Annotated in this window: 31 protein-coding genes; 18 read left to right on the top strand and 13 right to left on the bottom strand. The window is 69.9% G+C overall.

Annotated elements, in window-relative coordinates:
* The first annotated feature begins 24 nt into the window (after nt 1-24).
* The 7 genes from Aple_RS14930 (at nt 25) to Aple_RS14960 (ending at nt 6,253) form a co-directional block, all read left to right on the top strand.
* Complete coding sequence (locus Aple_RS14930; protein WP_155345329.1) at nt 25-630, top strand: sigma-70 family RNA polymerase sigma factor; 606 nt, start codon at nt 25-27, stop codon at nt 628-630.
* Nucleotides 627-893: a mycothiol system anti-sigma-R factor gene (gene rsrA, locus Aple_RS14935; RefSeq protein ID WP_155345186.1), complete on the top strand. Its 267-nt coding sequence runs from the start codon at nt 627-629 to the stop codon at nt 891-893. Before Aple_RS14930 ends, rsrA begins: the two co-directional genes overlap by 4 nt.
* Before the next feature lie 28 nt (nt 894-921).
* Nucleotides 922-1,833, top strand: coding sequence for an NAD-dependent epimerase/dehydratase family protein (locus Aple_RS14940; protein WP_155345187.1), 912 nt, complete (start codon nt 922-924; stop codon nt 1,831-1,833).
* Between the two features lie 158 nt (nt 1,834-1,991).
* Nucleotides 1,992-3,332 (top strand): HD-GYP domain-containing protein, encoded by a 1,341-nt coding sequence (locus Aple_RS14945; protein WP_344316154.1) that lies wholly within the window; start codon nt 1,992-1,994, stop codon nt 3,330-3,332.
* Between the two features lie 2 nt (nt 3,333-3,334).
* Nucleotides 3,335-4,594, top strand: coding sequence for an HD-GYP domain-containing protein (locus Aple_RS14950; protein ID WP_155345189.1), 1,260 nt, complete (start codon nt 3,335-3,337; stop codon nt 4,592-4,594).
* An 87-nt stretch (nt 4,595-4,681) separates the two neighbouring features.
* A complete protein-coding gene (locus Aple_RS14955; RefSeq protein WP_155345190.1) occupies nt 4,682-6,013 on the top strand; it encodes an acetyl-CoA carboxylase biotin carboxylase subunit in 1,332 nt (443 codons plus the stop codon).
* A 27-nt stretch (nt 6,014-6,040) separates the two neighbouring features.
* On the top strand, nt 6,041-6,253 hold the full coding sequence (locus Aple_RS14960) for a biotin/lipoyl-binding carrier protein (RefSeq protein WP_155345191.1): 213 nt from the start codon (nt 6,041-6,043) through the stop codon (nt 6,251-6,253).
* Here the strand turns inward: Aple_RS14960 and Aple_RS14965 are convergent.
* Nucleotides 6,243-6,626, bottom strand: coding sequence for a thioesterase family protein (locus Aple_RS14965; RefSeq protein ID WP_155345192.1), 384 nt, complete (start codon nt 6,624-6,626; stop codon nt 6,243-6,245). The two genes, Aple_RS14960 and Aple_RS14965, sit on opposite strands and share 11 nt — an antisense overlap.
* Nucleotides 6,627-6,650: 24 nt before the next feature.
* Here Aple_RS14965 and bsaP point away from each other — a divergent pair, with 24 nt between their 5' ends.
* Both bsaP and Aple_RS14970 read left to right on the top strand, forming a co-directional pair.
* Nucleotides 6,651-6,833: a biotin synthase auxiliary protein BsaP gene (bsaP, locus tag Aple_RS56625; protein ID WP_444978881.1), complete on the top strand. Its 183-nt coding sequence runs from the start codon at nt 6,651-6,653 to the stop codon at nt 6,831-6,833.
* Nucleotides 6,834-6,970: 137 nt separating this feature from the next.
* Nucleotides 6,971-8,587, top strand: a complete 1,617-nt coding sequence (locus Aple_RS14970; RefSeq protein WP_155345193.1) for a serine/threonine protein kinase — start codon at nt 6,971-6,973, stop codon at nt 8,585-8,587.
* Here the strand turns inward: Aple_RS14970 and Aple_RS14975 are convergent.
* Nucleotides 8,584-10,218: an acetolactate synthase gene (locus tag Aple_RS14975; RefSeq protein WP_155345194.1), complete on the bottom strand. Its 1,635-nt coding sequence runs from the start codon at nt 10,216-10,218 to the stop codon at nt 8,584-8,586. The genes Aple_RS14970 and Aple_RS14975 overlap by 4 nt on opposite strands.
* 68 nt (nt 10,219-10,286) lie before the next feature.
* Complete coding sequence (gene bioB, locus Aple_RS14980; protein WP_155345195.1) at nt 10,287-11,315, bottom strand: biotin synthase BioB; 1,029 nt, start codon at nt 11,313-11,315, stop codon at nt 10,287-10,289.
* A gap of 113 nt (nt 11,316-11,428) precedes the next feature.
* Between bioB and Aple_RS14985 the strand changes: the two genes are divergently transcribed.
* From Aple_RS14985 to Aple_RS14995, 3 genes are read left to right on the top strand one after another with little or no spacing between them, the layout of a single operon-like run.
* Nucleotides 11,429-12,013, top strand: a complete 585-nt coding sequence (locus Aple_RS14985) for an ArsR/SmtB family transcription factor (protein ID WP_155345196.1) — start codon at nt 11,429-11,431, stop codon at nt 12,011-12,013.
* Entirely contained in the window at nt 12,010-12,810 is an 801-nt protein-coding gene (locus tag Aple_RS14990) for an SRPBCC family protein (RefSeq protein ID WP_155345197.1), read from the top strand. Before Aple_RS14985 ends, Aple_RS14990 begins: the two co-directional genes overlap by 4 nt.
* Nucleotides 12,811-12,830: 20 nt before the next feature.
* Complete coding sequence (locus tag Aple_RS14995; RefSeq protein WP_155345198.1) at nt 12,831-13,592, top strand: SDR family NAD(P)-dependent oxidoreductase; 762 nt, start codon at nt 12,831-12,833, stop codon at nt 13,590-13,592.
* Nucleotides 13,593-13,633: 41 nt separating this feature from the next.
* Here Aple_RS14995 and bioD read toward each other — a convergent pair whose 3' ends face one another.
* The 3 genes from bioD to Aple_RS15010 form a co-directional block, all read right to left on the bottom strand.
* Nucleotides 13,634-14,356 (bottom strand): dethiobiotin synthase, encoded by a 723-nt coding sequence (bioD, locus tag Aple_RS15000; protein ID WP_155345199.1) that lies wholly within the window; start codon nt 14,354-14,356, stop codon nt 13,634-13,636.
* A 199-nt stretch (nt 14,357-14,555) separates the two neighbouring features.
* Entirely contained in the window at nt 14,556-15,275 is a 720-nt protein-coding gene (locus tag Aple_RS15005) for a GntR family transcriptional regulator (RefSeq protein WP_155345200.1), read from the bottom strand.
* Nucleotides 15,272-16,420 carry an 8-amino-7-oxononanoate synthase gene (locus tag Aple_RS15010; RefSeq protein ID WP_155345201.1) on the bottom strand — a complete coding sequence of 383 codons (1,149 nt, stop codon included), beginning with the start codon at nt 16,418-16,420 and terminating at the stop codon, nt 15,272-15,274. Before Aple_RS15010 ends, Aple_RS15005 begins: the two co-directional genes overlap by 4 nt.
* A gap of 67 nt (nt 16,421-16,487) precedes the next feature.
* Between Aple_RS15010 and Aple_RS15015 the strand changes: the two genes are divergently transcribed.
* Nucleotides 16,488-17,945: a PAS domain-containing sensor histidine kinase gene (locus tag Aple_RS15015; protein ID WP_155345202.1), complete on the top strand. Its 1,458-nt coding sequence runs from the start codon at nt 16,488-16,490 to the stop codon at nt 17,943-17,945.
* A gap of 92 nt (nt 17,946-18,037) precedes the next feature.
* On the opposite strand, the gene Aple_RS15020 is transcribed toward Aple_RS15015, so the two are convergent.
* Both Aple_RS15020 and Aple_RS15025 read right to left on the bottom strand, forming a co-directional pair.
* Nucleotides 18,038-18,292: a WhiB family transcriptional regulator gene (locus Aple_RS15020; RefSeq protein WP_155345203.1), complete on the bottom strand. Its 255-nt coding sequence runs from the start codon at nt 18,290-18,292 to the stop codon at nt 18,038-18,040.
* Nucleotides 18,293-18,565: 273 nt separating this feature from the next.
* Complete coding sequence (locus Aple_RS15025) at nt 18,566-19,534, bottom strand: diacylglycerol/lipid kinase family protein (RefSeq protein ID WP_155345204.1); 969 nt, start codon at nt 19,532-19,534, stop codon at nt 18,566-18,568.
* Nucleotides 19,535-19,584: 50 nt separating this feature from the next.
* Between Aple_RS15025 and Aple_RS15030 the strand changes: the two genes are divergently transcribed.
* Entirely contained in the window at nt 19,585-19,947 is a 363-nt protein-coding gene (locus Aple_RS15030) for a hypothetical protein (protein ID WP_155345205.1), read from the top strand.
* Between the two features lie 56 nt (nt 19,948-20,003).
* Here the strand turns inward: Aple_RS15030 and Aple_RS15035 are convergent, their stop codons facing one another.
* Nucleotides 20,004-20,369, bottom strand: coding sequence for a hypothetical protein (locus Aple_RS15035; protein ID WP_155345206.1), 366 nt, complete (start codon nt 20,367-20,369; stop codon nt 20,004-20,006).
* Nucleotides 20,370-20,580: 211 nt separating this feature from the next.
* On the opposite strand from Aple_RS15035, the gene Aple_RS15040 reads away from it, so the two are divergent.
* Complete coding sequence (locus Aple_RS15040) at nt 20,581-21,492, top strand: hypothetical protein (protein WP_155345207.1); 912 nt, start codon at nt 20,581-20,583, stop codon at nt 21,490-21,492.
* Nucleotides 21,493-21,562: 70 nt separating this feature from the next.
* Nucleotides 21,563-21,943, top strand: coding sequence for a roadblock/LC7 domain-containing protein (locus tag Aple_RS15045; RefSeq protein ID WP_155345208.1), 381 nt, complete (start codon nt 21,563-21,565; stop codon nt 21,941-21,943).
* 42 nt (nt 21,944-21,985) lie between these two features.
* Here the strand turns inward: Aple_RS15045 and Aple_RS15050 are convergent, their stop codons facing one another.
* The 3 genes from Aple_RS15050 to sodN all read right to left on the bottom strand — a co-directional run bounded on the left by Aple_RS15050 (nt 21,986) and on the right by sodN (nt 23,752).
* Complete coding sequence (locus tag Aple_RS15050; RefSeq protein ID WP_174889826.1) at nt 21,986-22,765, bottom strand: RNA polymerase sigma factor SigF; 780 nt, start codon at nt 22,763-22,765, stop codon at nt 21,986-21,988.
* 17 nt (nt 22,766-22,782) lie between these two features.
* Complete coding sequence (locus tag Aple_RS15055) at nt 22,783-23,205, bottom strand: ATP-binding protein (RefSeq protein ID WP_155340433.1); 423 nt, start codon at nt 23,203-23,205, stop codon at nt 22,783-22,785.
* Nucleotides 23,206-23,365: 160 nt separating this feature from the next.
* Nucleotides 23,366-23,752, bottom strand: a complete 387-nt coding sequence (gene sodN, locus Aple_RS15060; RefSeq protein ID WP_155345209.1) for a superoxide dismutase, Ni — start codon at nt 23,750-23,752, stop codon at nt 23,366-23,368.
* 63 nt (nt 23,753-23,815) lie between these two features.
* On the opposite strand from sodN, the gene Aple_RS15065 reads away from it, so the two are divergent.
* Nucleotides 23,816-24,115 carry a S24 family peptidase gene (locus tag Aple_RS15065; RefSeq protein ID WP_155345210.1) on the top strand — a complete coding sequence of 100 codons (300 nt, stop codon included), beginning with the start codon at nt 23,816-23,818 and terminating at the stop codon, nt 24,113-24,115.
* Here the strand turns inward: Aple_RS15065 and Aple_RS15070 are convergent.
* Nucleotides 24,096-24,623, bottom strand: coding sequence for a CGNR zinc finger domain-containing protein (locus Aple_RS15070; RefSeq protein ID WP_155345211.1), 528 nt, complete (start codon nt 24,621-24,623; stop codon nt 24,096-24,098). The two genes, Aple_RS15065 and Aple_RS15070, sit on opposite strands and share 20 nt — an antisense overlap.
* 276 nt (nt 24,624-24,899) lie before the next feature.
* Here Aple_RS15070 and Aple_RS15075 point away from each other — a divergent pair, with 276 nt between their 5' ends.
* Nucleotides 24,900-26,075 carry an NAD(P)-dependent malic enzyme gene (locus Aple_RS15075; RefSeq protein ID WP_155345212.1) on the top strand — a complete coding sequence of 392 codons (1,176 nt, stop codon included), beginning with the start codon at nt 24,900-24,902 and terminating at the stop codon, nt 26,073-26,075.
* Nucleotides 26,076-26,128: the final 53 nt, after the last annotated feature.

A 26,128-nucleotide genomic window follows, 5' to 3' on the forward strand; every position in this document is an offset into this window, starting at 1 on the left:
GGTGCGAACGGTGTCCTTGAGGGGGTGGGTCCGGTCTCCAAGACAGTCGAGGAGACTCTGGAGCAGCGCAGTGAGCGGTTCGAGCGGGATGTCATGCCGTATCTGGACCAGCTCTATTCCGCCGCGCTCCGGATGACCCGTAACCCCGCAGACGCGGAGGACCTCCTGCAGGAGACCTTCGCGAAGGCCTTCGGCTCGTTCCACCAGTTCCAGGTGGGCACGAACCTCAAGGCCTGGCTTTATCGAATCCTGACGAACACCTTCATCAACAGTTACCGCAAGAAGCAGCGGGAGCCCAAGCAGGCCGGGACCGAGGAGATCGAGGACTGGCAGCTCGCGCGGGCCGAGTCGCACACCTCCAGCGGGCTCAAGTCGGCCGAGATCGAGGCGCTCGAACACCTGCCCGACAGTGACGTCAAGGACGCCCTGGCGGCGCTGCCGGAAGAGTTCCGCATCGCGGTATATCTGGCTGATGTAGAAGGCTTTCCCTACAAGGAGATCGCCGACATCATGGGGACCCCCATCGGGACCGTGATGTCGCGTCTGCACCGCGGCCGCAGGCAACTGCGGGCGCAACTGGAGGATTACGCGCGCGAGCGCGGGCTTGTGCGATCGGAGGACGAGGCATGAGCTGTGGTGACCACCACGACACGGACTGCGGTGACGTGCTGGACCGGGTGTACAGCTACCTCGACGGCGAGCTGGACGAGGCCGGGTGCGCCGACATCCGGCAACATCTCGACGAGTGCAGCCCGTGCCTGCGGGAATACGGCCTGGACAAGGCCGTGAAGCAGCTGGTCGCCAAACACTGCGGCTGCGATCCGGTCCCGGACGATCTCCGGGCCAAGATCCGCTCCAAGATCGACGAGGTCCGCGCCGAACTGGTCGAGTGACCAGTCGAAAGTGACCTAGGATCGTTCCATGCGGATTCTGGTCACCGGGGGCGCGGGGTTCATCGGTTCAACGCTGGTCGACCGGCTGCTCTCCGACGGCCATGACGTCGTGGTCGTGGACGATCTGTCCACGGGTTCCCACCGCAATCCGGACGCGCCGCTGCACGTGCTGGACGTGCGCGATCCCGCGCTGGCCGACGCCGCGAAAGGCGCCGAGGTGGTCTGCCACCTGGCCGCCCAGATCTCCGTACGGCGAAGCGTGGCCGACCCCGTCCTCGACGCCCAGGTCAACGTCCAGGGCACGGTCAACGTCCTGGAAGCCGCCCGCAGGGCAGGCGCCCGCAAAGTCGTCTTCGCCTCTTCTGTCGCCGTGTACGGCAAGCCCCCGACGATCCCCGTCCCCGGCGATGCCGTCCCCGACCCTCGTTCCCCCTACGCGGCCGGCAAGCTGAGCGCGGAGACGTACCTGTCGTCCTATCGCGCCCTCCACGGGCTCGAATACACCACGCTCGTGCTCTCCAACGTCTACGGCCCACGCCAGTCCCCCGACGGGGAGGCCGGCGTCGTCGCCATCTTCACCGACGCGCTCCTGGTCGGGCGCCCCACCGTGCTGTTCGGCGCGGGCACCCAGACCCGCGACTACGTCTTCGTCGAGGACGTGGTGGACGGCTTCGCCCGCGCCTGCGGCCCGCCCGGCGACGGGCGGCGCTTCAACCTGGGCACCGGCCTGCAGACCACCGACCGCGACCTGCACACCCTGATCGCCGCCGCCGCCGGAGCGCCCGACCTGCCGGGCCTGGCCCCGGCCCGCCTCGGCGACCTCCCGGCCATGGCCGTGGATCCGGGTCCGGCCCGGGACGGCCTCGGCTGGCAGCCCAGAACCGACCTGGCCACCGGCCTGAAGATCACTGTGGAATGGGTGCGCGGCCACGCACCGTGATTGCTTGGTTACGTTTTGGCGGCGGTTCGCCGACATCCCTGACCAGGCACGTTGATTTCTGTAGCCTGAGTGGCGAATCGAGTGGAGGCAGCGCATGTCAACAGCGCACCCGGGAATCTCCTGGACCTGAGCACGCGCCTTCGTGAGGGATGGCCGCATTGCGGGAACTACCGTGGCCTGCCAAGGTCTACTTCGTCGTTCTCATCGGGGCCGCCGGAGTGCTGCTGGCTCGCAGCGGGCTGGCTTACGACCGCCTGGAGTGGTCGACGCTGCTCGTGCTCGCGCTGCTGTTCCTGGTGTGCGAGTCCGTCCCCACCCTGTTGAGCGTGCGGCAGGCGGCGGTGTCGGTCAGCTACTCGGCCGCGCTGGCCGCGGTCGTGCTGGTCGGGCCGCAGGGCGCGGCGCTGGTCGCGGCCACCGCGGTGCTCAGCGTGCGGCCGGGCCTGCCGATGGTGAAACGCCTGTTCAACGGTGCCCAGTTCGCGGTCTGCGGGTATGCGGCGGGGCTGGCCTACAACTGGGCGGGCGGCACGGTCGGGCTGCCGCAGAAGACCGACTTCCCGGAGATCATCCTGCCGTACGGGGCGGCCACCGGCGCCTTCGTGGCGATCAACTTCGTGCTGACGGCGTTGATCCTGGCGCTGGCCGAAGGGGTGGGCAAGCGGCAGGTCCCGGTCCGGAACATGGTGCAGTTCCTCGTCTCGTACTGCGGGTATGCGACGTTCGGGCTGCTGATCGCCGGGCTGTGGGCCACCGTGCAGTCGATCTCGGCGGTGCTGGTGCTGCTGCCGCTGTTCGTGGCCCGCTGGGCGTTCGGGCAGTATCACGCCCAGCAGCGCTCGTACGAGGCGACGATCGCCGCCCTCTGCCAGGCTGTGGAGACCAAGGACTACTACACGCGGGGCCACTGCACCCGGGTGTCGCTGGCCTCCTCGATGATCGCTGAGGAGATCCGGATGGGCACCGAGCGCCTCAACGCCATCCGGTATGCGGGCATGCTGCACGATGTCGGCAAGCTCGGCGTGCCCACCAAGGTGTTGCAGAAGGACGGCGTGCTCACCGAGGAGGAGTTCGCCGCCATCCAGCTGCACCCGATGCGCGGCCTGGAGATCGTGCGCGGCATCGACTTCCTGGACGAGGCGTTCGCCGGGATCATGCACCACCACGAGAAGTACGACGGGCGTGGTTACCCGATGGGCCTGGCCGGGGCCGAGATCCCGGAGTTCGCCCGGATCATCGCGGTGGCCGACGCGTTCGACTCGATGACCTCCGACCGCTCCTACCGCAAGGCCAAGCCGATCACGGACGCGATCGGCGAGCTGCGCAAGAACGCGGGCACGCAGTTCGACCCGGTCATGGTCAGCGCGTTCATCCGGGCGCTCGACCGGGTCGGCTGGCAGCCGCGTACCATGCCGGAACCCGCCGAGCCGGTGCGGGAGATGGCCGCGAAGGATCACGACGACCCGACCACGCCGATCCAGGTGGTGTCGGAGCGGTGACGATGACCAGCCGGAACATGGAAGGGCTCGACTCGGGGCAGTTACTGCTGATCTGCGCGGCCGGGCTGCTCACCATCGCCGGGATCGCGCACACGGCCGCCGTCGGCCTGGTCGGCTCGCAGGTGGCCATCGGCTTCGGCGCGCTGATCGCGGGCGGGGAGCTGGCCCGGCTGACCATGCCGGGCAACCGCGAGGTGGCCCCGATCAGCACCGCCGCCGCGCTCGGCTACGCGCTGCTCCTGGACGTGGGCGGCGAGCCCGCCACCCATTCGGCGCTGCAGGTGGTCGCGGTGATGGCGGTCGGCATGATCGCGGGCGGGCTGCCGCACCTGGCGGTCGGCCGCGCGCCCCGGCTGGACGCGATCGCCCGGCGGCTGTTCTCCGGCTCGCTGCTGGCCTTCGCGTTCCGCCCGCTGGCCGACGTGCTGCGGCCGGAGCCGGGGCAGGGCTGGTGGGCGCCGCTCGGCGTGATGACCGTGCTGATCGGGCTGATGCTGGCCGCCGACGTGGTCATCGCCTCGATGCTCAGGGCCGAGCAGGTGCGCACCGCGTTCGGCGTGGCCGTACGGGACGAGACCAGGATGGCCGCGCCGCTGGGCGCGGCCGTGGCCGCCTCCGGCATCCTGCTGGCGCTGGCCTCGCACAGCATGGACATGACCGCCCTGCTGGCCTTCGCCGCGCCGCTGCTGGTCACCCAGGTCGCCTTCCGCAAGTACGCCGGGATCAGGGCCACCTACCTGCAGACCATCCGGGCGCTGGCCCGGGTGACCGAGGTCGGCGGCTACGTCGAGCCGGGGCATTCGCGGCGGGTCAGCCGCCTGGCCGTGGCGGTCGGCCGCGAGCTCGGCATGGCCGAGCCGGAACTGCTGGAACTGGAGTATGCGGCGCTCATGCACGACATCGGCCAGCTCTCGCTGAGCGACCCGATTCCGGGCGGCGCGACGGTGCTCACCGACGCCGACCAGGCCCGCCGGATCGCCGCCCTGGGCGCCGAGGTGATCAGGGAGACCGGCGTGCTCGGCCGGGTGGCGGAGATCGTCCGCCGGCAGTGCGACGGGCTGGAGAAGAACCCGCCGGCGGCCAGTAGGATCATCAAAGCCGCCAACGCCTACGACGATCTTGTCAGCGGTTCCACCGACCGGGATCGGGCCGCCGCCGCGCTGGAACGGCTGCGCTTCGACGGCGGCGCCGAGTATGACCAGGACGTGGTCGCCGCGATGGCCCGGGTGATCGACCGCCTCGCCCCGGTGAACCGGCTCTGAGTTGTGGGCTTTCTACAGATTGTGGCCGAGTGATCGGTGGTTTGCGATGTACGGCTGACAACAGGCACTGCCCGTAGGGTTGGCTGCGTGTTCGACTCTGTACTGATCGCCAATCGTGGTGAGATCGCGCGCCGGATCATCAGGACCGTGCGCGGCATGGGCCTGCGGTCGGTCGCCGTGTACTCGGAGGCCGACGCCGATCTGCCGTTCGTGCGCGAAGCCGACCAGGCCATCCCGATCGGCCCGGCCAACCCCGCGCAGAGCTACCTGGACCAGGACAAGGTCCTGGAGGCCGCGCGGGAGACGGGTGTGGGGGCGATCCACCCCGGTTACGGCTTCTTCTCGGAGAACGCCGACTTCGCGCAGTCCGTGATGGACGACGGGATCGTCTGGATCGGCCCGTCGCCGGACGCGATCCGCCGGATGGGCGACAAGATCAACGCGCGGAACCTGATGGAGGCGGCCGGAGTCCCGGTGGCCGCGGGCACCCGCGAGCCGGTGACCGAACCCGGCGCGGCCGCGGTCGCCGCAGAGCGGATCGGCTACCCGGTCATGGTGAAGACCGCCGGTGGTGGCGGGGGCATCGGCATGGGCGTCGCCCACGACGAGGAGTCCCTGGCCAAGGCCTTCGAGCAGGCCTCCCGCGCGGCGGCCAGGTTCGGCGGCACGCCCGCCATCCTGCTGGAGCGCTACATCGAGCGGGCCCGCCACGTCGAGGTGCAGATCCTCGGCCTGGCCGACGGCACCGTGGTGGCCCTGGGCGAGCGCGACTGCTCGGTGCAGCGGCGGCACCAGAAGGTCGTCGAGGAGTCCCCGTCGCCCGGGATCACCCCCGAGTTGCGGGCGCGCATGCTCGCGGCAGCCGTACGGGCCGGGGAAGCGGTCGGCTATCGCGGCGCGGGCACGGTGGAGTGCCTGGTCGACGCCGACGCGCAGGACTTCGTGTTCCTGGAGATGAACACCAGGCTCCAGGTGGAGCACCCGGTCACCGAGCTGGTCACCGGGGTGGATCTGGTCGAGGCCCAGCTGCGGATCGCCGCGGGCGAGGACCTGGTCCTGGACGCCACGCCGACCGGCCACGCCATCGAGTTCCGGGTGTATGCGGAGGATCCCAAACGTTTCTTCCCCGGTCCTGGCAAGATCGCCCTGTGGAAGGAACCCACCGGCGAAGGCGTCCGGGTCGACTCGGGCTATGCCGAGGGCAACACGGTGACGCCCTTCTACGACCCGCTGATGGCGAAACTCTGCGTGCACGGCGCCACCCGCGCCGAGGCCCTCGACCGGGCCCGCGCGGCGGTCGCCAGCTTCGCGCTCGAAGGACCCAAGAACAACCTGCCGTTCTGCGCGGAACTGCTGGAACACCCCGAGTTCGTCAGCGGCGACTACGACACCGGCCTGGTGTCCCGCATGAGATCGTGATCCGGAAAGATTGAAGGGGAGACAACCATGGCTGAAGTGCGCGCGGAGATGGTGGCGAACGTCTGGAAGGTCGTCGTCGCCGCGGGAGACGCCGTCGAGGACGGCGACACCCTGGTCATCCTGGAGTCCATGAAGATGGAGATCCCGGTGCTGGCCGAGGACGCCGGTGTGGTGGCCCAGCTGAAGGTGGCCGAGGGCGACGTGATCCAGGAGGGCGACCTGATCGCCGTCATCGAGTAATTCTGGCCAGGAAACGTTCCCGGTCGACGAGCATCCGTTCGATGGTCGCGGTGAACACCAGAGTGCCCCGCCGGTCGACCGCGGTGACCGAGAAGACGAGCCGTCTCCCCTCCACTTCGGTCAGCTCGGCGGCGATCTCGACGTGCGCGCCGACGCCGGTGGCGGCCAGGTGGCTGAGCTCGACGCGGGTGCCGACCGACGTCTGCCCAGGCTCCAGCTCCTTGGCGATCGCCGCCGTGGTGACGCCTTCGGCGAAGGCGAGCAGCCGGGGGGTGGCCAGCACGGGCACGTCCCCGCTGCCGGCGGCGATGGCGGTGTCCTCGCGCTCAACCATGATCGTCCGGGAGGCGCGCAGGCCGGGTGCCAGAGTCATGTGCGCGATTGTATTGGGAGGGCCGTGAACACTTATTGCGATCATTGCGGCGCGCCGGTGAGTGAAGGCGATCATGGCGGATGTCGTGCCGCACGGGCGATGGAGCCGCCGCGTTACTGCGGCGAATGCCGTCGCAGGATGGTCGTCCAGGTGACGCCGACCGGGTGGACCGCGCGGTGCGCCGAGCACGGCACGATTAGCTCGTGACCCTTTTCGCGGGGGTAAAACCCATTCGCCCGTAGCCCGCTACACTTCCGCTCAGGTTCTTGTGACCGTGACGTGACCCGCGTCTGCTTGGTTGGACAGCTCCGGGGTGGATGTGATTTAGGGGGTAAAGGGGCGCCATGGTTGCCCGAGGGACGACGCTCGACGGGCGCTACCGCTTGGACGTCCGTATCGGCGCCGGTGGTATGGGCGAAGTGTGGCGGGGCGAGGACACGGTTCTGGCTCGCACCGTCGCTGTCAAGGTGCTGCTCCCAGGCCGCCTGGACGACCCCGGCTTCGCCGTGCGGTTCCAGGGCGAGGCCCGCGCGATGGCCACCATCAACCACCCGGGCGTGGTCGACGTCTATGACTACGGCGTCACCGAGGTCCCCGGTGACGGCCCCACCGCCTACCTGGTGATGAAGTTCGTGGACGGCGAGCCGCTGGACAAATTGCTGTCCCGGCTCGGGCGGATCCGCCCGGAACCGGCCATGGAGCTCATCGCCCAGGCCGCCGCCGCGCTGCAGGCCGTGCACGACCGCGGCATCGTGCACCGCGACGTCAAACCCGGCAATCTTCTCGTACGGCCTGACGGCACGCTGGTCCTCACCGACTTCGGCATCGCGCGCTCGGACGCGGCCAGCCGGTTGACGGACGCGGGGATGGTGCTGGGCACGGCCGCGTACTGCGCGCCGGAGCAGGCCGAGGGTGAACCGGTCACGTTCGCGGTGGACATCTACGCGCTGGGCGTGGTCGCGTACGAGTGTCTGCGCGGGCGGCGCCCGTTCGAGGGCGACACCCCGGTCACGATCGCGCTCAAGCACATCCGCGAGATGCCGCCGCCGCTGCCCGCCGACATCCCGCCCGCCATCCGGCACGTGGTGGAACGTGCCCTCGAAAAGGCCCCGGCCGACCGCTGGCCGACCGCCGCCGCGATGAGCCAGGCCGCCGCGCAGTCGGTCCACGCCGGTCCGGTGTCGGCGGCTTTCCCCGAGCCGTTCCCGCAGACCGGCGGGTTCGCGGCCGAACCGGTCGGTCAGGGGTACGGCGGGCCGGTCAGCCAGGGCTTCAGCGGGCCGGTGACGGGGGCGACCACCTGGAACGAGGAGGTCCGGGTGGGCGAGGGTCCGCCCACCGGGATCACCGCCGTCACCCCGCAGCAGCCGAACCGAGCGTCCCGCCGGGCCGCCAGGAAGCTCGGCAAAGGGCCGGCCATCGCGGCCGCCGGGGTTGGCGTCGCGGTCTTCTCGGGGCTGGCGGTGCTCGGCATCAACCTGGCCAACGCCGGTTCGGGTACGGAGCCCACGACGGAACCGAACATCGGCATTGTGAGCGACACGCCGAGCCCGACGCCGTCCAACACGCGCAGGACGCCGCGCCCGCCGAGGACGCCCACGCCCACGGTGACGAAGGAACCGGTCACGCCGAGCGTGGAGCCCTCTACGGAGGAGCCGACGCCCACACCCACGCCCACGCCGACCAAACGTTCTCCGTCGCCGTCGCCGACTCCCGCCGGGCCGACCAAGACGGTGCCCATCCTGTGGAAGCGGACCGAGGCGCAGGCCAGGACCATCCTGCTGGACGCCGGTTTCAAGCCCAAGTTCACCTTCAAGGGAGACTCGTCCCTGGGCTGCACGTCGGTGTTCAAGCAGGTTCCGCAGGCGAACACCAAGGCTCCCGTCGGTTCGACCGTCACCGTGTCGGTGGACTATGTCGCGTGCCCGTCGCCGACTCCCAGCCCGTCGCCGAGCCCTTAGACGCCGGTCGTGGTGCGCGGGTAGGCGACCTCCGGGTCCGTGGCGATGTTGACCAGGTAGGGCACGCCCGAGTCGAAGGCCCGCTGGAGCGCCGGGCCGATCTCCGACGGCTTGGTGACCAGTTCGCCGCCGCCGCCGAGGGCGGTCACGACCTGGTCGTAGCGGGCCTGCGGTTGCAGGTCGGCGGCCACGTCGTAGCCGTACAGCATGCGCATGGGGTGTTTTTCCAGGCCCCACATGCCGTTGTTCCCGCAGATCATGACGACTGGGAGGTTGTGGCGGACCAGGGTGTCGACGTCCATCAGGGAGAAACCGGCCGCGCCGTCGCCGAGCAGCAGGACGACCTGGGAGGACGGGCGGGCGATCCGGGCCGCGATGGAGTAGCCCAGGCCGGTGCCCAGGCAGCCGTACGGGCCTGGGTCGAGCCAGTTGCCTGGTCTGCGGGGTTCGACGTACTTTCCGGCGTAGGAGACGAAGTCGCCGCCGTCGCCGATGACCACGGCGTCGTCGTCGAGCTGGCGGTTGAGCTCGCCGTACACGCGCATGGGGTGGATCGGGTCGGCGTCGGACTCCAGTAGATCCGCGTCGGCGGCGATCGCGCTCGTGGCGGCTTCGCGGAGCTTCTCCGTCCAGTCCGGGCGCGGGGTGACGCCCGCGGTGGCGCAGGCCTGGGTGAGGGCCCAGAACAGCATCGACAGGTCACCGGCCGCCGAGCCGGACAGGCCGGTGTGGGTGGCCAGCTGGGAGGGCGCGTCGGCCAGGTGCACGACGCGGGCCAGCGGCGCGCCGTCCTTGCCGCCGAACCAGCCGTAGCCGAGCCGGAAGTCGAGCGGGGTCCCGGCCACGATGACCAGGTCGGCCTGGCCGAACGCGAGGCCGCGGGCGCGGGTGGCGAGCAGCTCGTGCCCGGCGGGCAGGATGCCCCGGCCCTGGCCGTTGGGGATCACCGGCAACCGGAACTCCTCGGCGAAGTCGCGGGCGGCCTCCTCGGCGCGGTCCATCCAGACGTCGGAGCCGAGCACCAGCACCGGGCGCTGCGCCTCGGCCAGCAGGCGCGCGATCTCGGCCAGCCGGTCCGGGTCGGGTTCGAGCGGGGACGGCGCCAGCGTCTCGGTCGCGCGTTCCTCGGCGGGGGAGAACAGGTGGTCCATGTAGAAGTCCAGGAACACCGGGCCGCGATGCGGGGCCAGCGCGGTGCGGAACGCCATCTCCACGTCCTGGCCGATCGCGTCCGCGCCGGACCCGGTGAAGGCCAGCTTGGTGATCGACTCGAACAGGGGCGGATGGTCCATCTCCTGCAGCGCGCCGGAACCCCAGCGGGACGCCGGCGCCCTGCCCCCCAGGACCACCACCGGGGAGCCGTTGAAATGGGCGGTCGCGACGCCCGACACCCCGTTGGTGATCCCTGGTCCCGCGGTGAGCACCGCGAGCCCGGGCTTGCGCGTCAGCCGCGCGGTCGCCTCGGCGGCGAAGACCGCGCTCTGCTCGTGGCGCACGTCCAGAATGCGCATATTCTCGTGCACGGCGCCGTCGTACAGGGGGAAGACGTGGCCACCCGACAGCGTGAACATCGTGTCGACGCCGTAGGCCTGGGAGACGGCGACCGCGATGTCACCGGCATGCTTGTCCATGCGCTGAAACCTACCAGTCGGTTAACTAGCGGGGCAGGAGATGTTCTTGCTTCCCGCCCCGCCCGTGTTCACAACGTCTGGGACAGCGCCTTGATCGGCATCTTCAGGTCCTGGAGCAGCCCCAGGTCCTGCTCGGCCGAACGGCCCAGCGTGGTGAGGTAGTTGCCCACGATGATGGCGTTGATGCCGCCGAGCATGCCGTCCCGGGTGCCCAGGTCGCCCAGGGTGAGTTCGCGTCCGCCCGCGTAGCGCAGGATCGTGCGGGGCAGGGCCAGCCGGAAGGTGGCGATCGTTTTGAGCGCTTCGGTGCCGTCTACCAGGGGGTAGTCGGCGAAAGGCGTACCGGGCCGGGGGTTGAGGAAGTTGAGGGGGACCTCGTCCGGCGCCAGCTCGCCCAGCTGGGCGGCGAACTCGGCGCGCTGCTCCACCGTCTCGCCCATGCCGATGATGCCGCCGCAGCACAGCTCCATGCCCGCCTCACGCACCATCAGGCAGGTGTCCCAGCGCTCCTCCCAGGTGTGCGTGGTCACCACGTTGGCGAAATGCGACTCGCAGGTCTCCAGGTTGTGGTTGTAGCGATGCACGCCCATCGCCGCGAGCTCGTCCACCTGCTCCTGCGTGAGCATGCCGAGCGAGCAGGCGACGTTGATGTCCACCGCCGCTCTGATCGCTTTCACACCCTCCCGGACCTGCTCCATCAGCCGCTTGTCCGGCCCGCGCACGGCGGCCACGATGCAGAACTCGGTGGCGCCCGTCGCGGCCGTCTCCTTGGCCGCCTCGACCAGCGACGGGATGTCCAGCCAGACGGCGCGCACCGGTGAGGAGAACTGTCCCGACTGCGAGCAGAAGTGGCAGTCCTCCGGGCACCCTCCCGTCTTCAGCGAGATGATCCCCTCGACCTCCACCTCCGGCCCGCACCACTTCATCCGCACTTCGTGCGCGAGCGCGAGCAGCTCGGGCACCCGCTCGTCGGGCAGGGTCAGGCAGGCCAGCGCCTGGTCCCGCGAGAGCCCTCGCCCCTCCTCCAGAACCTGTCGCCGCGCGACATCGAGAATGTCGGCCTGAACGTCACTGCGAGTCTCCATGGTCTCCGTCACAGGCCAAAGCCTACGGGTGACCGAATTCCTCCGGGCTTCAACCCACACCGGTTATTCATCACCGCTGCCGGCGCCCTTGACAAATTGGTTTGTCAAGGGGCTTCCTGAGTGCCATGCAGGACATCGAGGTGATCGCTGATCCCGCCACCGCCGTGGTGGCGCTGGACCCGGTGCGCGCGCGGTTGCTCGCCGAGCTGCGCGAGCCCGCCTCCGCGGCGACGCTCGCGGCGCGCGTGGGGCTCGCCCGGCAGAAGGTGAACTACCACCTGCGCCAGCTCGAGGCGCACGGCCTGGTGGAGGTGGCCGAGACCCGCGTCTGGGGCGGGCTCACCGAGCGGTTGCTGGTGGCCACGGCCGCGGGCTACGTGGTGGCGCCGGAGCCGCTCGGCGCGGAGCGCGACCAGGTGCGCGGCGGCAACCAGCTCTCGGCCGCCTACCTGATCGCGCTCGCCGCCAGGGTGGTCCGCGAGGTCGGGGCGCTCGCCCGGCGGGCCGCCCGCGCGAGCAGGCCGTTGCCCGTCTTCGCGCTGGACACCGAGATCCGTTTCGCCGCCCCGGGCGACCGCGCCGCCTTCGCCGACGAGCTCGCCGCCGCGGTGTCCCGCCTCGCGGCGAAGTACCACGACGAGGGCGCGCCCGACGGCCGGTGGCAGCGGGTCATGGTCGCCGTCCACCCCCGCCCGGGGGACGCCGCGTGACCGACGATCGCGACGCGCACGTGACCCGCGCCGAGGTGGAGATCGCGGCCGGTCCCGAGGAGGTCTGGGCGGCGATCACGACCGCGTCCGGCAGCGCGGCCTGGTCCTTTCCCGCCGACGTCGAACCGCGCGAGGGTGGCGCCGTGCGGCTGCACAGGGGACCGTTCGGTCCGGACGCCGCCGCCACGGTGACCGCCTGGGAGCCGCCGTACCGGTTCGCCTACCTGGAGCGGGCAGTCGCCCCGGATCCCACGATCGCGACCGAGTTCCTCGTGGAGGCGCGTGCGCACGGCAGCTGTGTGGTGCGCGTGATCAGCAGCCTTTACGCCGACGGCGAGGGCTGGGACGACATCGCCGAGGAGGCCGGCACCGGGTGGCGGATGTCGCTGCTCCTTCTGCGCTCCTACCTCACCCACTTCTCCGGCCGGCCCGCGGCCCGGCTCGACCTCACGGTGCCCGTCAGCGCACCACCGGCGGCACGCGCCGAGGTCGGCGCGCTCGTCGCGAGGGCACTGGGGGTGGGCGGCCTCGCCGCGGGCGCGCCGTTCCGCACGCCGGAGAACGCGCCGCACACCAGCGGGACTCTCGAGCACCTCGGGCCCTTCTTCGTGCTGCTGCGTGCGGCACAGCCGTGCCCCGCGCTGCTGGCGATCTCCAGCTTTCCCATGGACGCCGTCACGCTCTCGGTCAACGTGGCCGGGCGCCTGTACGGCCCGGGCGCCGACGCGGTCGCCGCGCGGGAACTCCCGCACTGGCACGAGTGGCTGACGCGCCTCGTGGCCGGAATCGAACACTGATCGAGAGAAAGGAATACATCATGTTGCTGGACGGCAGGAACGCCATCGTCTACGGGGCCGCGGGACAGGTCGGCACCGCGCTCGCCACCGCCTTCGCCCGGGAGGGGGCGAGGGTCCACCTCGTGGGCCGCACGGGCAAGACGCTCGGCGAGGTCGCCGACCGCGTCCGCGCCGACGGCGGCCTCGCCGAGACGGCCGTCCTCGACGCGCTCGACGAGGCGGCGGTGGACGAGCACGCCGACGCGGTCGCGGCGAGTTGGGGCAGCGTCGACATCTCCGTCAACGTCATCGGCATCGAGGACGCCCAGGGCACGCCGCTGGCCGAGATGTCGCTGGAGGACTTCGAACGGCCGATCCGCATCGCGACGCGGTCGACGTTCCTCACCACCCGTGCCGCGGCGCGGCACATGATCCGGCAGCGGTCGGGCGTCATCCTGACCTTCGGCGGCGACGGCGGCGGCGAGCCGATCCGCGACTACGCGATCGGCGGACTTCAGGTGGCGCTCAACGCGGTCGACTTCCTCCGCCGCCAGCTGGCGGCGGAGCTCGGCGCCTACGGGGTCCGGGTGCTGGCGCTGCACACCGGCGGCATCACCGAGGGCCTGCCCGAGGACTTCGCCGCCCGCGAGGCCATCACCGACATGATCGTCGGCAAGACGATGCTCAAGCGGGCGGCGACGTTCGCGGACGTCGGCAACGTGGCCGTCTTCGCGGCGTCCGACCTCGCCCGTTCGATGACCGCCACGTCGCTCAACATCACCGCCGGCGCCGTCACCAACTGAACCGGCATGGCTCCGGCCCGGGACGGGACGTCCAGGTCGGCTCAGTGGGGCAGGGCCAGGGTCGACCGGAAGGCCTGGGCGTCGAAAGCGCCGCCCAGGCTCGGGCCGAGTGAGCGGTGCGCCAGTTCGAGGAATTTCCCCGCCGAGAGGTCGCCCGCCGCTTCGGGGAGGGCGCCCGTCAGGGGGCGGGCGGCCAGCATTTCGAGGTCGGGGACGTTGCAGCGGTCGGCCAGGCCGGGATCGCGCGGCCAGGAGCCGATGACCACGCCCGCCAGTTCAAGACCACGATGGGCGAGCACTTCCAGTGTCAGCGCCGTGTGATTCAGCGTGCCCAGGCCCGAGCGCGCCACCACCAGAACCGGCACCTTCAGCGCGTGGGCGAGATCGGCGATCGTGCCGCCCTCTTCGTCGAAGCGAACGAGAAGACCGCCCGCGCCTTCGACGAGGACCAGCCGATGGGATTCGGCCAATTCGGTGATTCGGGATGCCGCCGAACTCAGGGAGAGCGGAGGCAAGCCGGAGACGCGCGCGGACGCGGCAGGGGAGAGGGGGTCCGGGTAGCGGGCGAACTCGAAAGTCGTCGTCACGCCCGCAAGGCGGATGATCTCGTCCAGATCCCCGGGCTCTCCGGGCCCGACCCCGGTCTGGGCGGGCTTCACCACCGCCACAGAGGAACCTCGCGCCATGGCCAAAGCCGCTATCGCCGCAGTGACCACCGTCTTGCCGACACCCGTATCGGTTCCCGTAACCACGAGCACACTCATTCGCCCCACCTTAGGCGCAACGATGTCACCAGGAGTGACCCTGACGCCGATCTCATCGGGACCGGAGACCGCCAGGAGGCTCATTCAGCCGGCGCTGGGCAGACGTTGCGGCGGGGACCGGTCGCACGGGGTGAGCCCTGGTGGAGGAGAGGCGCGGGCGCGATGGTCGGGTTGGAAGCGGCGGAGCCGTAACGAGAAATTACGGTCGACGCAGCCGGGTGACGAATTTGTAGCGGTCGCCTCGGTAGAGGGATTGGGCCCATTCGACGGGGTTGCCGTCGGCGTCGAAGGCGTGGCGGGTGAGCAGGAGCATGGGGAGGCCGACGTCTACGCCGAGGACCTGGGCGTCGTAGGGGGTGGCGAGGACGGTTTCGATGATTTCCTCGGCGTCGGTGAGGCGGACGCTGTAGGCGTTGTGGAGGGTTTCGTAGAGAGAGGGGTGGCCTTCGAGTTCGCGGCGCAGGCGGGGGAAGCGGCGGGCGGACAGGTGGGTGGTGTCGATGGACATGGGTTCGCCGTTGGCGAGGCGGAGGCGGTGGATGCGCAGGACGCGGCCGCCGGGGTTGATGGCGAGGCGGCGGCCGAGGGCCTCGTCGGCGGTGATGTAGCTGATGTCCAGGATCTTGGTGTCGGGCTCGAGGCCGACGGTGCGCAGGTCCTGGATGTAGGAGGTGAGCTGGAGCACCTGGGCGACCTTGGGCTGGGCGACGAAGGTGCCCTTGCCCTGGATGCGGAGCAGGCGGCCCTCGACGACCAGTTCGGTGAGCGCCTGCCGTACCGTCGTGCGGGAGGTTTCGAAGCGGACGGCGAGCGTGCGCTCCGGCGGAAGGGCGCTGCCGGCCGACAGGCTCTTGGTCAGTTCGAGCAGGCTGCGCTTGACGTCGTAGTACTTCGGCACCCGGGGAGTGTCTTCGGTCACGCGGTCACCTTCGTTCCGGCCACGGCGGCGAGCGCGCGCCCGATCACCGCGAGATCATCGCACCCCAGATTGGCCCGAGCGGTCAACCTTAGACAAGAGCGACCTTGCGGGACGGAAGGGGGGCGGAAACATCCGACTCGCACCCCGTGCTCCGCGCAGAGCGCGGCGGCGGCCAGCGCGGCCTGGGGCGCGCCGAGCACCACGGGCACCACGGCGGCGGCCGGTTCCGCGCTCTCCAGGCCGAGCTCGCGGGCCAGCGCGGCCAGCTCCCGGGCCCGGGCCCTGGCCTGTTCCGGCAGGTCAGCGTCCTGCTCCAGGATCTCGACCGCGGCCAGCGCGGCCCCGGCGCAGGCGGGCGCGAGGCCGGTGTCGAAGATGAAGGAGCGGCCGGTGTCGATCAGCGTGTCGATGACGTCGGGTCCACCCAGCACGGCGCCGCCCTGCGCGCCCAGGGACTTCGACAACGTGACGGTTCTCACAATTGTAGGATTCCCCGCAAGTCCGGCTTCGTGCACCGCGCCGCGTCCGTGTTCTCCGACAACGCCGAGTGCGTGCGCCTCGTCCACGACCAGCAGCGCCCCATGCCGTACGGCTGCCGCGTGCAACCCCGGCAGCGGCGCCAGATCCCCGTCCACCGAGAAGACCGAGTCGGTCACCACGATCGCCCGCTCCTCGGACCGTTCCCGCAGCGCCCGCTCGACGGCGGCCACGTCCCCGTGCGGCGTGACCACGACGCGGGCCCTGGCCAGCCGGCAGGCGTCCACGAGGGAGGCGTGGTTGCCCGCGTCGGAGACCACCAGCCCGCCCCGCCCCAGCGTCGCCACCGCCGCCAGGTTGGCCAGGTAGCCGGAGGAGAACACCAGCGCCCTGGGCGCCAGCGTGAAGGCGGCCAGCCGCTCCTCCAGCTCGGCGTGGAGCAGCGTGGTCCCGGTGACCAGGCGGGACCCGGTCGAGCCCGTGCCCCACTCCCGGGTGGCCCGTACGGCGGCCTCGACCAGGCGCGGATCCCTGGACAGGCCCAGGTAGTCGTTGGAGGCCAGATCGAGCAGCCCGTCATGGCCGGGGTCGCGCGGGCGCAGCATCCGCCGCAGCCCGGCCCGCTCGCGTGCCGCCGTGTCCGCCCGCAACTGGTCCAGGGGTTTCATGCAGGCATCTTGCCAGGTCGTGTATGTCGATTCGCTTTCGACCCGGCGTAGCACGCATCATGCACAGGTGCCCACCCTTAGCGATCTGGTCGTCAAACACAGTGCACTCGACGCGGCCGACCTCGAATGGATGCACTCGCTGGTCTCGGACTGGCAGTTGCTCGCCGACCTGTCCTTCGCCGACCTGATCCTGTGGATCCCCGGCAGGGACGGGTGGATCGCGGTCGCCCAGATGCGCCCGACCACCGGTCCCACCGTCTATCACGACGACGTCGTCGGCTCGGTGGTGGCCAAGGGGGAGCGGCCGCTGATCGAGACGGCCTGGAACGAGCGCCGGATCTGCCGGGAGGGCGACCCCGACTGGTCGACCGGGGTGCCGGTGCGGGAGGAGACGATCCCGGTGCGGCGGTCGCTGGAGGGCGACTTCATCGCGGTCATCCAGCGGTCCACGAACCTGTCGTCGGCGCGTACGCCGTCGCGGTTGGAGCTCACCTACCTGCAGAGCGCCTCGGATCTGGCCCAGATGGTGTCGGAGGGGCGGTTCCCGTTCGCGGAGGCCGAGCCGATGCTGGTCAGGTCGCCCCGGGTGGGGGACGGGCTGCTGCGGCTCGATCGGGCCGGGCGGGTGACGTACGCGTCGCCGAACGCGCTGTCGGCCTACCGGCGGCTGGGGCTGCACGCCGATCTGGTCGGCTCGGAGTTGGGGAAGACGACGGCGGAGCTCTGCTATCGGGATGAGCCGATCAACGAGGATCTGATGCTGGTGGCCAGCGGGAAGGCGCCGCGCGAGACCGAGGTGGAGAAGGGTGGCACGGTCGTGCAGCTGCGGGCCATCCCGCTGATCGTGGGCGGCGGGCGGATCGGCGCGCTGGTCCTGGTCCGGGACGTGACCGAGCTGCGGCGGCGGGAGCGCGAGCTGCTCACCAAGGACGCCACCATCCGGGAGATCCACCATCGGGTGAAGAACAACCTGCAGACGGTGGCGGCGCTGCTGCGGCTGCAGGCGCGCCGGATGCGCATGCCGGAGGGCCGGGAGGCGCTGGAGGAGGCGGTCCGGCGGGTCGGCTCCATCGCGATCGTGCACGAGACGCTGGCCCAGATGCCGGAGGAACTGGTCGAGTTCGACGACATCGCGGACCGGGTCATCCAGATGACCGCGGAGGTGTCGGTCACGCCCGCCATGGTCCGGCGGGTGGGGTCGTTCGGCATCCTGCCGGCGGCGGTGGCGACGCCGATCGCGATGGTTCTCACCGAGCTGCTGCAGAATGCGGTCGAGCACGGTTTCGCGCATCAGACCGGAAAGGTGGAGGTGCTCGTCTCGCGCGATCAGGACCTGCTGGAGGTGGTCGTCGCCGACGAGGGCCGTGGTCTGCCGGATGATTTCGATCTGGAGGTCAGCGCCAACCTCGGCCTGCAGATCGTACGGACGCTGGTAGTGGGAGAACTGTCGGGCCGGTTGGGGATCGCGCCTCGACCGGAGGGCGGCACAGAGGTCTCGCTCAGCATCCCAGTCAGTCCTGCGTGAGCGTCTGCCGGTGAATGTCGCCGAATGTCGTATGACAAATGACATTCACCGGAATTGACGCGGGGGTCGGCCCGCGTCGGTGATGTCTAAACTCAGGCGTTGGCGCGGGCGCGGGCGCGAGCCACGCGGCGCTTTACGGCGCGGCGTTCGTCTTCGCTCAAGCCGCCCCAGACGCCGGCGTCCTGGCCGGATTCGAGGGCCCACTTGAGGCAGTGCTCGCTGACCGTGCACGAACGGCAGACGGCCTTGGCCTCTTCGATCTGCATCAGCGCGGGCCCGGTGTTGCCGATCGGGAAGAACAGCTCGGGGTCCACGTCACGGCAGGCAGCGCGGTGGCGCCAGTCCATGCGTTCCACTCCTTCGTAAGTGGAGCCTCCGCGGCTCCTGCACCTTTGTGAACTCTTTCACTAACTGGGGCGAACGCTTGCCCCCCGGAGTCGGGGCCAGTGTCCGCCGATTGATCGCCGGGGACCCTCCGGAAGCTGTGGCTCCCGCAAAGGTCCTACGTTCCGACGTCGCGTTCAGCCTTTCAGGCACGTCTAGCGCACACAAGAGGTTTGGGAGAACGTTTTGCCTGTTATAGCTGTCGGATGCGTCACACTATGACGGCATGTAACGGGCTAGACCAGAACTTGTAACGCGTCCGGGATAGAGCGAAAAACCACCCGTTCCCGTTCCCCCAGGTAATCGCCGTCAAGCTGGAAAGCGACCGGCCGTTCCGCCGACAGGGTGAACTCGGCCTCGTCATGCGCCTGAACGAGGTGTTTACCTGCCGGCAACCCGGAACGCTCTCCGACGATCTGCCGGAAGAGCCTCAGCATGGCAGGCAACCCCATGCGCTGCAGGCCGATCAGGTCCAAACCCGTGTCGAATCCCGCCCACGGCGTCGGATTGACCGGACGGTTGCCGACATACGTCCACGGCGCCGTGTTCGACACGATCGCCTGGAAGATCCCGCGATCGTCGGCGAAGCCCGGCCGCCGCAGGGTCATCGCGGGATGCCGCCGGTCTGTCATGAAATAGTGCCGCAGCGCGGTGTGCACGTAGAGCGTCGGGGAAGCCCGGTAACCCGCGCTCCGCAGGCCTTCCACCGCCCTGATGACCTCGGCGTCCCAGCCGAGCCCGGCACAGAAGGTGAAGTACCGGGACCCGCGGTCCGCCATCGGCAGCCCGCCGTTCCCCAGGGTCTCGTCCAGGTCCCAGGCAGCCTGGCCCAGGCTGATCGTCCGGCGGCGACCGTCGCGCAGGGCCTCCAGGATGGCGCCGGTGGCCTCGATCGGGTGGTTCGGCAGGCCCAGCGCCCGGGCCAGCACGTTCGCGCTGCCCCCCGGGATGATGATGAGCGCGGGCCGCACCTCGTCGGCCATCAGCCCGTTGGCCACCTCGTTGACCGTGCCGTCCCCGCCCAGTACGGCTACCGCGTCGAAACCCTTGGCCCCGGCCGTACTCGCCAGAACGGCGGCGTGACCGCGATAGCCGGTTTCCTCGACGGTGAGGTCCACCGCGGCGCCCAGCGCCCGGAGGAGCACGTCGCGGGAGCGCCGGTTGGTGGAGGTCGCCTTGGGATTGACCAGGAGTAGAGCCCGCATGCCTGAAGGTTAGACCAGCGGTAGGGTCGGCAACTGTGTCGAATCGTCCGGTGACCTTGACCGTGGCAGCCGCCGTCCTGGCCCTCGAAGGCCTGACCGCCCTGGTGTGGGGGGGCTATGCCGGCTACGAGATCGTGATCGGCAAGGCCGAGGATGTGCCGAGCGCGCTCGCGCTGGCCGGGTTCTGCGTCGCGGTGGGAGCGGGTTTCGGCTGGGTGGCCCTGGCCGTGTGGCGCGCGCTGCGGTGGAGCCGCGGCCCGGCCGTGGTGGCCCAGATCTTCCTGCTGCCGCTGGCGGTCAACCTGATCCAGGCCGAGCAGTACGGGTGGGGGATCCCCCTGGTGGCCGCCGCCGCGGTCGCCCTGGTCACGCTGCTCGCCCCGCAGTCCACCCAGGCCCTGATGGACGAGTGACGGGCCCTGCCGGGCAGTCCCTCGCTGATGGCGGCACTGCCCAGCCGGGCGGGGGATCAGAGCGAGAGCTCGCGCTCGATGCGCTTGAGGTGGTGGCGGGCCAGCGCCAGGTTGGCGCGCTCCCGGTCCAGGACCAGGTAGAGGAAGAGCTGCCCGCCGGGCGCGGCCAGCAGCCGGATGATGTGGTACTGCTTGTTCAGCGTGATGAGGATGTCCTCGATCGTGTCGTCGAGCGCCAGCGAGGCCATGGTCCGCAGCTTGGCACGGACCACATCGGTGTTACCGGCGGACGCCACCTCCAGATCGAGGCCCCTCCCCCCGCCGATCGTCCCGAGGGACATGCCGCTCCCGTAGTCCACCAGCGACGCGCCCAGCGCGCCGTCGATGGCCATGGCTTCCTTCAGTGCGGTTTCGATGTTCATAACGCTCTTTCGACTCAGCGGGTGATCCAGAAGATTCGGCCCAGTAGGGGGATTTTTGGTGTCACCCGCTCTTGCAGTTGTAGGGACATAAAGTACTCTTGCGGCCTCAGATAGTGAAGGGGACATAGTGTGCAGAGTGACAACACCTCCGGTTAGGACCTTCTGACCAAATCTCGACCCCCCGACCGGCACCATCACGCAGGACGTCAACGTGAACGGGCAATACTCCACCGGCCTCTCCACCCCCTCCACCGCGTCGTTGGACGACCTCGGCCCTGTCGGGACGATGTTGCGCGAGCACGGGCGAGCCAAACTCTCCGGCCTGCTGCGGATCAGCGGCAGCCCCGGGGGAACCGTGTTCCTCCGCGACGGCCTGATCGTCGCCGCGTCGACCCCTGCCTCGCCGGGACCCGAGTCGCTCCTGCTGCGCTCGGGCCGGGTCAGCGAGGAAGCCTGGAACCTGGCCTTCACCGCCGGCGCCCCGTCCGGCCACCTGGCCGCCGAACTGGTCGCGCAGAGCGCCATCGGCTCGGCCGGGCTCGAGGTGGTGTGCCTGTCCGCGATCTTCGACGCGGTGTTCGCGATGGAGCTGTTCGGCGCGGAGACCTGCGAGCCCGAGACGACCGGGCCGCACGGGCTGCTCCCGCCGTTACCGGTGCTCCCCGGGATCACCAGCGATCGGCTGGTCCGGGATCTGACCCGCCGGATGGCCATGACCGCGGTGTGGCAGGAGATCGGCGTCTACGCGCAGTGCCGCCCGAAGGCGATCCGGCCGCTCCCCGAGCCGTCCCTGCCGGTCGAGAAGATCCGCCACGACGTGCTGCTCAAGTGCAACGGGCGCAGAACCCCCCGCGACATCGCCTTCGTGCTCGGCCAGGGCCTGTACGTGATCATGCAGGAGATCGCCTCACTGGTGGAGGCCGGCGTACTGGACTCAGGCTCGCCGGCAGCACCCAAGACCGTGTCCGCCGAAGACCCGACAAAACTCCCCACGCTGCCGCAGCGCCGCCGGGGGGCCAGCAAGGTCGCCAAAGCAGTGCCCCCACGTCCCGGCCGCTCGACGCTCGGCCCGCGCATCCCACCTGACCTCACGGTGCGCCCAGAGGAAGACCCCGAAACCTGACACCTGTCCACCGGGCCGTACGAGGGCGACCCAGCACCACTTACCGCACCAAGAAATAGAAGGTCAGAACATGACGCACAACGCGTTACTTTCCGAGTTGCATTCGCTGCGCGACCAGGTCACGGGGGTGATGGAGTCCGCCGTCGCCACCGTCGACGGGCTGCTGGTCGTCGCCGACACCGATGGGGCGCGGCCGGAGGTGGTGTCCGCGCTCGCCGCCGCCACGCTGGGCCTGGGCAAGCGTACGGGGCACGAGGTCGGCATGGGCGAACTGCGCGAGGTGGTGATCCGCTGTCGCGGCGGGTACATCGTCGTCTACGCGGTGGGACAGGTCGCGTTGCTCGCGGTGCTGGCCGACGAGGGCCTCGACGTCACCCGCCTGCACATCGAGTCCCGCCCCGCCGTGGAACGTCTCGGCGCCCTGCTGACCCGGGAGCACAGCACGAACTGACGGGGACGGGTCGGCCGCGCGCACCTCGCCGTGCGCGCGGTCTCAGTCCTCGGCCGTGAGGCCCTCGCGGAGCTGGGTGAGCGTGCGGGCCAGCAACCGCGAGACGTGCATCTGCGAGATGCCCAGTTCGGTGGCGATCTGGGATTGGGTCATGTTGCCGAAGAACCGCAGCAGCAGGATGCGCTTCTCGCGCGGCGGCAGCCGTTCGAGCAGCGGTTTCAGCGACTCGCGGTATTCGACGCCCTCCAGCGACTCATCCACGATGCCCAGCGAGTCGGACACGGCGGGCGCGTCGTCGTCGCCCGAGTCGGGCGCGTCCAGGGAGACCGTGGAGTAGGCGTTCGCCGACTCCAGGCCCTCCAGGACCTCTTCCTCGGTCATCTGCAGGTGCGCGGCCAGCTCGGCCACGGTGGGCGCGCGGCCCTCTCGCTGGGAGAGCTCGCTGATCGCCTTGGTCAGCGACAGCTTGAGCTCCTGCAGGCGGCGCGGCACCCGGACCGCCCAGCCCTTGTCGCGGAAGTGCCGCTTGATCTCGCCGACGATGGTCGGTGTCGCGTACGTCGAGAACTCCACGCCGCGGGCCAGGTCGAACCGGTCGATCGACTTGATCAGGCCGATCGTGGCCACCTGGGTCAGGTCGTCGAGCCACTCGCCGCGGTTGCGGAACCTGCGGGCCAGATACTCCACCAGCGGCAGGTGAAGCTCGACGAGCTCGTCGCGGATACGCTGGCGGCGCGGGTCGTCGGTCGGCAGCTCCGCCAGCTCTCCGAAGAGCGTGCGCGCGCGCACCCGATCCGGCACGCCGGAGTCGCTGGAGGCCATGGCACGGGTCCTTTCCGTCACGCCGGCCTCGCCGCGCCTCGCCGCTTGCGCAGCACGATCGCCATGTGATCGGGGGAGTCGGACACGGCGTCGACGTCGTCGGCGAGTGCGGTGAGCACCATCCAGGCGAAGTCATCGCGTTTGGGCTCGGCGATCCCGACCGTGCTGACCTCGACCCGGATCGACATCTCCTGCCCGGTCAGCTCGAATTCAGCCGTGAGATCGGTGCCGGGCACCGCCTGCCTGAGCAGCATGGCGCACGCCTCGTCCACCGCGATCCGCAGGTCCTCGATCTCGTCGAGCGTGAAATCGAGCCGCGCCGCGAGGCCGGCCGTGGCCGTTCTCAGCACGGACAGATAGGCGCTGGCCGCGGGTAGCCGGACGCTCACCGCGTCCCTGATCCCGGCCAGATCCCCTGTGACATCAGTTGCGTCGGTCACGTTCCTCCTCGCCCTGCCGGCCCGAGTTCTGTGGGGGGCCGCTTCCCTGCAACCTACCGCCATCAGCACCGGATTGCTCGGCTTGGACGCGCCGATGCCCGAAATGCGAGGACCCCGCACCATTTCGTGCGGGGTCCGTGGCAAAAAGCAGGTATATGCCCTACGCTGCCTTGGTCTCCCAGAAGATCTTGGAGATCTCGTCGATCTTGGCAAGCAGGTCGTCGGCCTTGCCGACGTCCACCGTGCCCTTCGCGCCGGCCGCGCCGGCCAGCTTGGTCGCATCCCAGAAAAGCTGGTGGAGCTGGGGGTAGGTCTCCAGGTGCGGCGGCTTGAAGTAGTCCGTCCACAGCACCCACAGGTGGTGCTTGACGAGCTCCGCCCGCTCCTCCTTGATGTTGAGAGCACGCGCGCGGAACACCGGGTCCTCATTGTCGGCGTACTTGGCCATGATGGCCTTGACCGACTCGGCCTCGATACGGGCCTGCGCGGGGTCGTAGACCCCGCACGGCAGGTCACAATGGGCCGATGCCACATGCTTGGCAAGCATCGGGGTTTCCTTTCCTCGGACTGGCTACAACATCCGACCCTACTCCCCTCGCCGAGGCTGATCATGTTCACCACCGTCCGAGTGACCGGAGACTCGATGTTGCCGGTTCTCCGCCCAGGTGACTGCCTGCTCGTACGGCGCGGAGCCCCGATCCGGGCGGGGGATCTGGTCATCGCCCGCCGCCCGCACGGCCTGATCGTGAAGCGCGCTTTCCGCCGTACGGAGGAGGGCTGGTGGCTGGAGAGCGACAACCAGAGCGCGCCCGGCCGCCAGGACAGCTGGGACTTCGGCGCGATCCCCGAACAGGACATCCTCGGCCGCGTCCTGTTCCGCTACTGGCCGCTCAGGCGTTCCGCTTCCTAGCCCGGTACGCGGCGACATTCGCCCTGCTCGCACACCGCTCCGAGCAGTACCGCCGGGACTTGTTGGACGAGGTGTCCAGATAGGCGTTCCGGCACGGCGGCGCCTGGCAGATCCCCAGCCGATCCGCCCCGAGCCCGGTCACCACGCTGGCCAGCCCCATCACCGACCCGACCGCCACGGTGTCGGCCACCCGGCCGCCCTCGGTCAGGTGCATGTGCCAGGACTGCCCGTCATGACCGGAAATTTGCGGATGCACGGGGTGACGTACCAGAAGTCCGTTGAGGCGCTCGACCACGTCGGCCTCATCCCCCTGCGAGGCCGACTCGAACACCCCGGTGAGCTCTTCCCTGAGCTCGCAAATGGCGTCCAGATCGCGCCGCGTCGCCCGTGCGGCCGCCTCGGTCCTCCCCGTCTCCGCAAGAAGATCGCGAAGCGCTTCGAGGCTCCTCAGCTCGTACTTCCTGTTGACCAGAAGGACGGCGAGTTCTGCATAAGACGTCAGATCCACCGTGAGACCTTGTAAGAAGTGACTCCGGACTTTGAGTATTACATGGTTCAAAGAAGTTCCATAGGTCTTACGAGGTCGATAAATCCTCATCAGATGGGCGTGCACCCCGGCGGGGGTCGGTCATCTCAGCATGTGGCACAATCGAGCGCACGCGGGTGACCCCCGTACCCCGTCAGGAGACACCGTCAACGGCGACGGCCGAGGGGCATAACCCATGCCTGGGCCCTCGTTCTCTTGCGCTGTCTAACGTGCTTTCTAGACAAACTGGGGTCATCGATGACTGCTTCCCTCGACGCTCTTGATCTGGATCCGGCGTTCGCCCTGCATCGGGGCGGCAAGCTGGAGGTCCGCTCCACCATTCCCGTGCGCAACGCGGACGACCTCTCCCTGGCGTACACGCCGGGGGTCGCGCGGGTCTGCAGCGCCATCGCCGACAATCCGGAGCTGGTCAACGACTACACCTGGGCGTCCAACGTGGTCGCCGTGGTCTCCGACGGCACCGCCGTGCTCGGGCTCGGCGACATCGGGCCCGCCGCGGCCATGCCGGTCATGGAGGGCAAGGCGCTGCTGTTCAAGGAGTTCGGCGGGGTCGACTCGGTGCCGATCTGCCTGGCCTGCACCGACGTGGAGGAGATCGTCGAGACGGTGGCGCGGCTGGCGCCCTCGTTCGGCGGGATCAACCTGGAGGACATCAGCGCGCCGCGCTGCTTCGAGATCGAGGAGCGGCTGCGCGAGCTGCTGAGCATCCCGGTCTTCCACGACGACCAGCACGGCACCGCGATCGTGGTGCTGGCCGCGCTCCGCAACGCCGCTCGGCTGACCGGCCGCCCGCTGTCGGAGCTGCGCGCGGTGGTGGCGGGCGCGGGCGCGTCCGGGGTCGCGGTCACCCGGATCCTGGTCAACGCCGGGATCGGCGACATCGCGGTGGCCGACAGCAAGGGCCTGATCTTCGAGGGCCGGGAGGGCATGAACCCGGTCAAGGACGCGCTGGCCAGGGACACCAACCGGCTGGGGCTGAAGGGCTCCACCGAGCAGGCGCTGGCCGGAGCCGACGTGTTCGTGGGCCTGTCCGGCGCGACCGTCTCCGAGACGGCCATCGCGGGCATGGCGGCCGGTTCTATCGTGTTCGCGCTGTCCAACCCGACCCCCGAGGTGCACCCGGAGGTCGCCGCCCGGTATGCCGCCGTGGTCGCCACCGGCCGCTCCGACTTCCCGAACCAGATCAACAACGTGCTCGCCTTCCCCGGCGTCTTCCGCGGCGCGCTGGACGTGCGGGCCAGCACGATCACCGAGAACATGAAGGTGGCCGCCGCCACCGCGCTGGCCGACGTGGTCGGCGACGAGGTGGCCGCCGACTACATCATCCCCTCGCCGTTCGACGTCCGGGTGGCCCCCGCGGTGACCGCCGCGGTGGCGGGCCAGGCCAGGATCGACGGGGTCGCGCGTAAGTAAATTTGAGATTCCTTTAACGGAAGGTGCTATAACAAAAGCTCTCCGTCACCGGG

The organism is Acrocarpospora pleiomorpha, from assembly GCF_009687885.1.
In the GTDB taxonomy this organism is placed as follows: domain Bacteria; phylum Actinomycetota; class Actinomycetes; order Streptosporangiales; family Streptosporangiaceae; genus Acrocarpospora; species Acrocarpospora pleiomorpha.

Bases quoted from the DNA above. Each gene is read 5' to 3' on its own strand.
- Aple_RS14985 (WP_155345196.1), top strand. From the start codon at position 11,429: ATGCAGGACATCGAGGTGATCGCTGATCCCGCCACCGCCGTGGTGGCG.
- Aple_RS15045 (WP_155345208.1), top strand. From the start codon at position 21,563: ATGACGCACAACGCGTTACTTTCCGAGTTGCATTCGCTGCGCGACCAG.
- Aple_RS15075 (WP_155345212.1), top strand. From the start codon at position 24,900: ATGACTGCTTCCCTCGACGCTCTTGATCTGGATCCGGCGTTCGCCCTG.
- Aple_RS15020 (WP_155345203.1), bottom strand. From the start codon at position 18,292: ATGGACTGGCGCCACCGCGCTGCCTGCCGTGACGTGGACCCCGAGCTG.
- Aple_RS14995 (WP_155345198.1), top strand. From the start codon at position 12,831: ATGTTGCTGGACGGCAGGAACGCCATCGTCTACGGGGCCGCGGGACAG.
- Aple_RS15010 (WP_155345201.1), bottom strand. From the start codon at position 16,420: ATGAAACCCCTGGACCAGTTGCGGGCGGACACGGCGGCACGCGAGCGG.
- Aple_RS14950 (WP_155345189.1), top strand. From the start codon at position 3,335: ATGACCAGCCGGAACATGGAAGGGCTCGACTCGGGGCAGTTACTGCTG.
- Aple_RS15065 (WP_155345210.1), top strand. From the start codon at position 23,816: ATGTTCACCACCGTCCGAGTGACCGGAGACTCGATGTTGCCGGTTCTC.
- bioD (WP_155345199.1), bottom strand. From the start codon at position 14,356: ATGAGTGTGCTCGTGGTTACGGGAACCGATACGGGTGTCGGCAAGACG.
- Aple_RS14940 (WP_155345187.1), top strand. From the start codon at position 922: ATGCGGATTCTGGTCACCGGGGGCGCGGGGTTCATCGGTTCAACGCTG.
- Aple_RS14960 (WP_155345191.1), top strand. From the start codon at position 6,041: ATGGCTGAAGTGCGCGCGGAGATGGTGGCGAACGTCTGGAAGGTCGTC.
- Aple_RS15050 (WP_174889826.1), bottom strand. From the start codon at position 22,765: ATGGCCTCCAGCGACTCCGGCGTGCCGGATCGGGTGCGCGCGCGCACG.
- rsrA (WP_155345186.1), top strand. From the start codon at position 627: ATGAGCTGTGGTGACCACCACGACACGGACTGCGGTGACGTGCTGGAC.
- Aple_RS14975 (WP_155345194.1), bottom strand. From the start codon at position 10,218: ATGGACAAGCATGCCGGTGACATCGCGGTCGCCGTCTCCCAGGCCTAC.
- Aple_RS14970 (WP_155345193.1), top strand. From the start codon at position 6,971: ATGGTTGCCCGAGGGACGACGCTCGACGGGCGCTACCGCTTGGACGTC.
- Aple_RS15035 (WP_155345206.1), bottom strand. From the start codon at position 20,369: ATGAACATCGAAACCGCACTGAAGGAAGCCATGGCCATCGACGGCGCG.
- Aple_RS14965 (WP_155345192.1), bottom strand. From the start codon at position 6,626: ATGACTCTGGCACCCGGCCTGCGCGCCTCCCGGACGATCATGGTTGAG.
- sodN (WP_155345209.1), bottom strand. From the start codon at position 23,752: ATGCTTGCCAAGCATGTGGCATCGGCCCATTGTGACCTGCCGTGCGGG.
- Aple_RS15025 (WP_155345204.1), bottom strand. From the start codon at position 19,534: ATGCGGGCTCTACTCCTGGTCAATCCCAAGGCGACCTCCACCAACCGG.